The following is a 6,890-nucleotide window of genomic DNA, read 5'->3' as shown; positions in this document are numbered from 1 at the left end:
GCGGCGACCAGTACCAGGGCCCGGCCCCCTCCCCGGGGGGGGGGGGGTGGGGGCGCGCGGCGGGTGGTTCCGGCGGCCCGCGCCCCCCCGATCCCCCGCGTCCTCACTGTGCCGTCGCGACCCCCTCCGGCGCGTCGGCTGCTGGAGGACACCTCGCGTACCCCCGGGGTACCGGCCGGGCCGCCGGGTACGACCCCGGTGGTGGGTCCGACCGTCGCCGACGGTGCGCGGGCGGGCGTGCGGCCGTGCATGCGAGAGGCCGCCCTTCCGCCTCGGGGGGTGGCGAAGGGGCGGCCGGGAACCGGCGCCGTGACCGGCGCCGGGGGTCTCACGGACCAGGGGGGGGCAGCAGGCCCCCCACGGGGTTCAGTCTTTCTCGATGACCGTCTTGATGCGCTCGACGGTGGCCTGGATGTCCTCCGACAGCTTGGCGTTCCACTCCTTCACGAACCGCTCGCGATCGGAGCCGTCGAGCCCGGAGAAGATCTTCGACAGCCCTTCGGTGAGCCGGCCGAGCCGGTAGTGGTGGACCAGGAGCGATCCGCCCTCGGCGGGCTCGATCTCGAACGACCACACACTTTCCTGCCGTCCCCGCGCGGAGTTGAGGATCACCCAGCGGAAGGTGCTGCCCGGGACCGCCTCCAGGACCTCGGCCTCGGTCTGCCAGGGCCCCCGGATCACCGGCGCCCAGGCGACCGTGTCCCGGCCGCGCTCGTTGTCGCCGCGGAAGATGGCGCCCACGGTCCCGGGGGCGCCTTCCACCCACTGCCCGCCACGGCACTCGACGCTCCACTCGCCGCTGCGCGTCAAGTCGCTGACGGTGCCGTAGACCTGGCCGGGCGAGGCCGCCACGAAGATCTCGGAGCGGGCCAGGAACGTCGTTCCACTGTCGTCGACATGAGTATTCATGACGTCATCGTCTCCATCCTTCGGAAATGTGCGAGAGCGCGGAAGGCGATATGTCAGGTCGTTCATCCGCTGCGCGTGAAATCACGGTCCCGGTGCAGCCAGTCGATCTTTTCGTACAGTTCTTCCGTCGAGAATCCGGAAAGCATCGCATTCCGTTCCTTGGCCTCGACGCCCGATGCGTGGTAGATCTCCCGGCCTATTCGCCGGGCCACTTGCTGCGCTCTGGCCGTGCGGGACCGGCGCAGGTTGTTGTACGCCGCCAGTCGCTGCGGCAGATCGTCGTCGGGGGCGCTCGTCGATCCGTCGAGAAGGTCACCGAGCAGAACCGCGTCCTCCAGAGCCTGGCAGGCGCCCTGCGCGGCGTACTGGAGCATGGGGTGCGCCGCGTCCCCCATCAGGGCGACCCGTCCGTCCACCCACCGGTCGACCGGATCCCGGTCGCACAGCACCCAGCGCTTCCAGTCCCGGCCCCGTTCGAGCAGGGAGCGCGCCACGGTGCCCAGGGACTCGAAGGCGGCCAGCACCTGGTCGCGCTCCGCGGTCGCCCCGGCCACCGGCACGGTGGCGCCGTCGTCCAGGGTCGCCGCGAGATTCAGCTCACGGCCGCCGCTGATCGGGTAGTGGACGAAGTGCCACTTCGGCCCCGCCCAGAGGGAGACGGCGTTCGACCGCAGCTCCACCGGGACCCGCTCCATGGGGATGACGGACCGGTAGATGGTGTGGCCGGAGACCCGGGGTTCGCCGTCTCCGACCAGCTGGGCCCGGACGGCGGAACGGATGCCGTCGGCCCCCACCAGGGCGTCGGCGGCCGGCAGGCCGTCGATGGCCGGGAGCGCGGTGACCCCGGTGGCGTCCTGTTCGTAGCCGGTGACGGAGCGGCCGGTGAGCAACTCCACCCCCGGAGTGGTCCGGCAGGCCTGGAGCAACGGCATGTACAGGTCCGTACGGTGCACCACCGCGTACGGGTTCCGGTAGCGCTCCCGGTAGCCGCCCGTGAGCGGCAGCGCGGTGATGCGCTCGTCGCTGGTGCCGTCGAACAGCCGCAGTTCGTCGATGAAGACCGCGCGCGCCCGTACCGCGTCGCCCACCCCGAGCCGGTCGAGGGCGTGGAAGGCGTTGGGGGCCAGCTGGATTCCGGCGCCGAGTTCGCTGAAGCTGTCGCGGCGTTCCAGAACCGTCGCGCGGTGCCCGCGCCGGGCGACGGCGAGCGCGGTCGCCAGGCCCCCTATTCCGCCGCCCGCCACAAGGATGTGTGACATGACCTTCCCTTCCCCTCAGTCCCGGTCGTCCAGATCGGGCCGGACGATCAGCCGGATGCCGCGCAGCCCGCCCTTCTCCATCCGGCGGTGTCCCTCCGCCGCCGCGCTCAGCGGCACCCGTTCGGTGCGGCGCGGCCTCAGCCGCCCGGAGGCCACCAGCCGGTTGATCGCGCCTGCGGCGGCGGCGAGTTCGGCGGTCGTGGCATGCGAGATGACGAAGCCGAGGATGGCCGCGTCCTTCATGTAGAACGGCCCGACAGGCAGTACGGGGCGTGCCCCGACACCCGCCAGCAGCACGATCCGGCCGCGGGGAGCCAGCATGTCCACGGCGGCCGTCAGGTCGTTGGTCCCGAAGGTGTCCACGTACACGCCGACTCCGTCGGGGCAGGCTGCCGACACCCTCTCGGCCAGGGCGGGATCGAGGTAGTCGAAGACCTCGGCCGCACCCAGCGACCGCACCCACGCGGCGTCCGCCGCCGAGGCGCTGGCCACCACCCGGGCGCCGGCGTCGACCGCCATGACCACCAGCGCGCTGCCGACGTTCCCGGCGGCCCCGGCCACGAACACCGTCTCGCCGGGCTGTATCCGGGCATGGACGAAGAGCGCCAGATAGGCGGTGGCACCGGGGTGCAGGACGCCGACCGCGATCTCGGGGTCCACGCCCGGCGGCAGCCGGTAGAGCCGGTCGGCGGGCACGACCGCCCGCTCGGCGGCGGCGCCCTGCCGGCCGCCGTGGCCGAGGCTGTTGCACCACACCCGGTCGCCGGGGGCGAAGCCGGTGGTGCCGGGACCGGCCTCGATCACCGTGCCGACCAGATCCCGGCCGACGGCCAGCGGCAGCGGCAGCGCGGTGCGGAAGACTCCGGAACGGACGAAGGTGTCCACGGGATTGACGGTCGTGGCCGTGACGGAGACGAGTACGTCGGTGGGACCCGGTCGGGGGTCGGGCAGTTCACCGAATCGAATCTCGTCCGGTGAACCGATCTGTTCGATATAGGCGGCACGCATGGCCGCAGAATGTATCCCTCTCTTCGAGGAGGCACGCCGATCCGGCGGAATGTGTCAGGTCATCGCCGGAACGCGGATTTCCTGCGGGGAACCTGACGGACCCTGTGGGTATGCGTTGACCGCATCCGACGGGCCGCTGCGAGTATCCAGGGAAATCACCGGCTCGCATAGGAGTGTCCGCATGAGCAGTGAAAGCCTGGAGGTCTGCATCGTCGGCGGCGGCCCGCGTGGACTGTCCGTACTGGAAAGGCTGTGCGTCAACGAGCGTCACGAGCCCTCCGGTGCCGCGGTGGTCGTGCACGTGATCGACGCGGCGGCCCCCGGCGCGGGCCAGGTGTGGCGGGTCGACCAGTCCCGGCATCTGCTGATGAACACGGTCGCTTCGCAGGTCACGGTGTTCACCGACGACAGCGTCACGATCGAGGGCCCGGTCGAGCCGGGACCGAGTCTGTACGAGTGGGCCACCCAGCTCTCCCTGCTTGGGGAGAGCGGCGACTACGACGAGGAGACCCTGGCGGAAGCCCGTGCCCTGGGGCCCGACACGTACCCCACCCGAGCCTTCTACGGTCACTATCTGAGCGAGTGCTTCCGGCGGATCGTGGCCAGGGCGCCCGAGCACGTGACCGCACGCGTGCACCGCTCGCGTGCCGTCGCGATGGCGGACACCCACGGAGTCACCGGCGGCCCGCAGGGCGTCCGGCTCGCCGACGGGACGCGGCTGAACAACCTGGACGCCATCGTGCTGGCCCAGGGCCACAGCCCGACCAGGCTGACACCGCGCCAGGAGCGCACCGCCGCGCTGGCCCGCATCCACTACCTCACCTACATCACCCCCTCGAACCCGGCGGACGTGGACCTCGGGGACATCGCCCCGGGCAGCCCCGTGCTGCTGCGCGGCCTCGGGCTCAACTTCTTCGACTACATGGCGCTGTTCACCCACGGCCGGGGCGGCAGCTTCGTCCGGAACGCCGACGGCTCCCTCACCTACCGCCCGTCGGGCCGCGAACCGAAGATGTACGCCAGCTCTCGCAGGGGTGTGCCGTACCACGCGCGCGGCGAGAACCAGAAGGGCGCCCACGGCCGCTACCTGCCCCGCCTCCTGACCCCCGACCACGTGGCCGGACTGCGGGCCCGGGCGGAGGCGGGGGAGTGGATCCAGCTGAACAAGGACCTCTGGCCGCTGATCCGCCGCGAGACGGAGGGCGTCTACTACGCCACGCTCCTGACGTCGTGGGGCCGCGGGACCGAGGCGGACCTCTTCACCGACCGCTATCTGGCCCTCGTCGGCGAGGCCGACGCCGACGGGACGCTCACCGAGTCCCTGCTGGACGCGTTCGGCATCGCCCCGGCGGACCGCTGGGACTGGGAGCGCCTCACCAACCCCCTCCAGGGCGAGACGATCACGGACCGGCGGACCTTCGGCGTCTGGCTGCGCGACTACCTCGTGCGCGATCTGCGGGAGGCCCGCGCCGGCAACGTGGACGGACCGCTGAAGGCGGCCCTCGACGTCCTGCGGGACCTGCGCAACGAGGTCCGCCTCGCCGTGGACCACGGTGGACTGGAGGGCAACTCCCACCGGGACGAACTCGACGGCTGGTACACCCCGTTGAACGCCTTCCTCTCGATCGGCCCGCCCGCCGCCCGCATTGAGGAGATGATCGCGCTCCTCGACGCCGGAGTCCTCGAACTCACCGGACCCGGCACCGAGATCCGCTTCGACGTCGCGGAGCCGGCCTTCGTGGCCGAGTCCAAGGTCGTACCGGGCCCCCCGATCCGCGCCACCACGCTGATCGAGGCACGGCTGCCCGAACCCGACCTGCGCCGCACGGAGGACGCCCTGATGCGGCACCTCCTCGCCACCGAACAGGCCGTCCCGTACCGGATACCCGGAACGTGCGGCACCAGTTACGAGACCGGCGGTCTGGCGGTCAGCGAGCGCCCCTACCACCTGCTGGACGCCCGCGGCCGCTCCCATCCCCGCCGGTTCGCCTTCGGCGTGCCGACCGAAGCGGTGCACTGGGTGACCGCCGCCGGAATCCGCCCCGGCGTCGACTCCGTCACGCTCGGCGACTCCGATGCGATAGCGCGGGCGATCCTGTCCCTGCCGCCGGTCACGCGGATCCCCAGCGAGGTCCGCGCGGCCTCCTCCGACACGGACCTGACCGGGGTGATCGTGTGACCACCCCCCACACCGAGGCCGCCCGCACGGGCGGCCCCGGTGAGGCCGGCGGAGCCGACTCCGCCGGGGTGGCCGTGAACGACGCGGCCGAGGCGGACACCGGTCTGCTCTCGCCGGTGCGGGTGGGCACGCCCGCCGAGACCGCGACCGGCGACCGGGCCTGGCTCCAGGCGATGCTGGACGCGGAGGCCGCACTGGCCCGCGCCCAGGCCCGGCTCGGGGCGGTCCCCGAACACGCCGCGCTCACCATCACCCGGGCGGCCCGTGCCGAGGCCATCGACCTGCGCGCTCTCGCCCGGGACTCCCGGGAGACGGCCAACCCCGTCGTCAGCCTGGTCCGCCGGTTCACGGCCGTCGTGGCGGCCGAGGACGAGGCGGCGGCCGAGTACGTCCACCGGGGCTCGACCAGTCAGGACGTCTTCGACACGGCCGCCATGCTGGTGGCCGCACGGACACTCCGGCTGATCCGGGCCGATCTCGACCGGTGCGTGTCGGCGCTGACGGACCTGGCCCGCGCGCACCGGGACACCCCGATGGCCGGGCGCACGCTGGCCCTGCACGCCGTTCCCACCGCCTTCGGGCTGAAGGCCGCGGGCTGGCGTCAGCTGCTCCTCGACGCGGACCGGCGGATCGGGGAGCTGCTCGACGCCGGACTCCCGGTCTCGCTGGGCGGAGCCGCCGGCACGCTCGCCGGGTATCTGGAGTACGCCCGGATCGACGGCGTCGCGGACGAGGGCGACGACGGGGAGGGCTATGCGCGGCGCCTCACCGAAGCCTTCGCCGCCGAGACCGGGCTCGTCGCGCCCGTCCTTCCCTGGCACGGGCTGCGCACCCCCCTCGCGGACCTGGCGGCCGCCCTGGCCTTCACGGCGGGCGCCTTCGGCCGGATCGCGGTGGAGGTGCAGTCGCTGACCAGGACCGAGGTCGCGGAAGTGTCCGAACCCGCCGTCGCGGGACGCGGAGGCTCCTCGGCCATGCCGCACAAGCGGAACCCGGTTCTCAGCACCCTGCTGCGCAGCGCGGCCCTCCAGGTTCCGTCGATGGCGGCCGCACTGACGCAGAGCCTGGTGACGGAGGACGAGCGTTCCGGAGGCGTCTGGCACGCCGAATGGCTCCTGCTGCGCGAGTGCCTGCGCCTGGTGGGCGGAGCCGCGTACACCGCGGTCGAACTGACCGAGGGGCTGGAGGTCCACAGCGACCGGATGCGCGCCAACCTCTCCCTCACCGGCGGCCTGGTGGTCTCCGAACGTATCGCCGCCCGGCTGGCCCCCCTGCTCGGCAAGGCCGAGGCCAAGAGCCTCCTGACGCGCATCTCCACCGCCGCCGCCGCATCCGGCCTGCCGCTCGCCGAGGTACTGGCCACGGCCCCCGAACTCGCCGGCCGTCTGGAGGGGGAGGAGCTGGCCGCGCTCTGCGACCCGGTGAACTACCTGGGCGCGGCAGGCACGTTGGTGGACCGCGCCATCGAGAAGTGACGCCCGGTGCCGGTGCCTTTCTCCTCCCGCCACCCCCTCTTCCCCCACCCCCTCTTCCCC

Annotated in this window: 5 protein-coding genes; 2 read left to right on the top strand and 3 right to left on the bottom strand. The window is 72.7% G+C overall.

What is annotated here, in order from left to right:
* Positions 1-366: 366 nt before the first annotated feature.
* The 3 genes from ACFWRV_RS17875 to ACFWRV_RS17865 form a co-directional block, all read right to left on the bottom strand.
* Positions 367-909, bottom strand: a complete 543-nt coding sequence (locus ACFWRV_RS17875) for an SRPBCC family protein (RefSeq protein ID WP_384335331.1) — start codon at positions 907-909, stop codon at positions 367-369.
* 62 nt (positions 910-971) lie between these two features.
* On the bottom strand, positions 972-2,168 hold the full coding sequence (locus ACFWRV_RS17870) for a 3-hydroxybenzoate 6-monooxygenase (protein ID WP_384335328.1): 1,197 nt from the start codon (positions 2,166-2,168) through the stop codon (positions 972-974).
* 15 nt (positions 2,169-2,183) lie between these two features.
* A complete protein-coding gene (locus ACFWRV_RS17865; protein ID WP_384335325.1) occupies positions 2,184-3,176 on the bottom strand; it encodes an NADPH:quinone reductase in 993 nt (330 codons plus the stop codon).
* A 181-nt stretch (positions 3,177-3,357) separates the two neighbouring features.
* Here ACFWRV_RS17865 and ACFWRV_RS17860 point away from each other — a divergent pair, with 181 nt between their 5' ends.
* The gene (locus tag ACFWRV_RS17860) at positions 3,358-5,355 is read left to right on the top strand and encodes an FAD/NAD(P)-binding protein (RefSeq protein WP_384335322.1); all 1,998 of its coding nucleotides are present in this window, start codon (positions 3,358-3,360) and stop codon (positions 5,353-5,355) included.
* A 68-nt stretch (positions 5,356-5,423) separates the two neighbouring features.
* Positions 5,424-6,830: an adenylosuccinate lyase family protein gene (locus ACFWRV_RS17855; protein WP_384335369.1), complete on the top strand. Its 1,407-nt coding sequence runs from the start codon at positions 5,424-5,426 to the stop codon at positions 6,828-6,830.
* Positions 6,831-6,890 lie beyond the last annotated feature (60 nt).

The sequence above is a fragment of the Streptomyces sp. NPDC058576 genome, from assembly GCF_042718715.1.
In the GTDB taxonomy this organism is placed as follows: domain Bacteria; phylum Actinomycetota; class Actinomycetes; order Streptomycetales; family Streptomycetaceae; genus Streptomyces.
The sequence above is the reverse complement of the archived record's forward strand: the minus strand, read 5'-3'. Positions and strand labels throughout refer to the sequence as shown.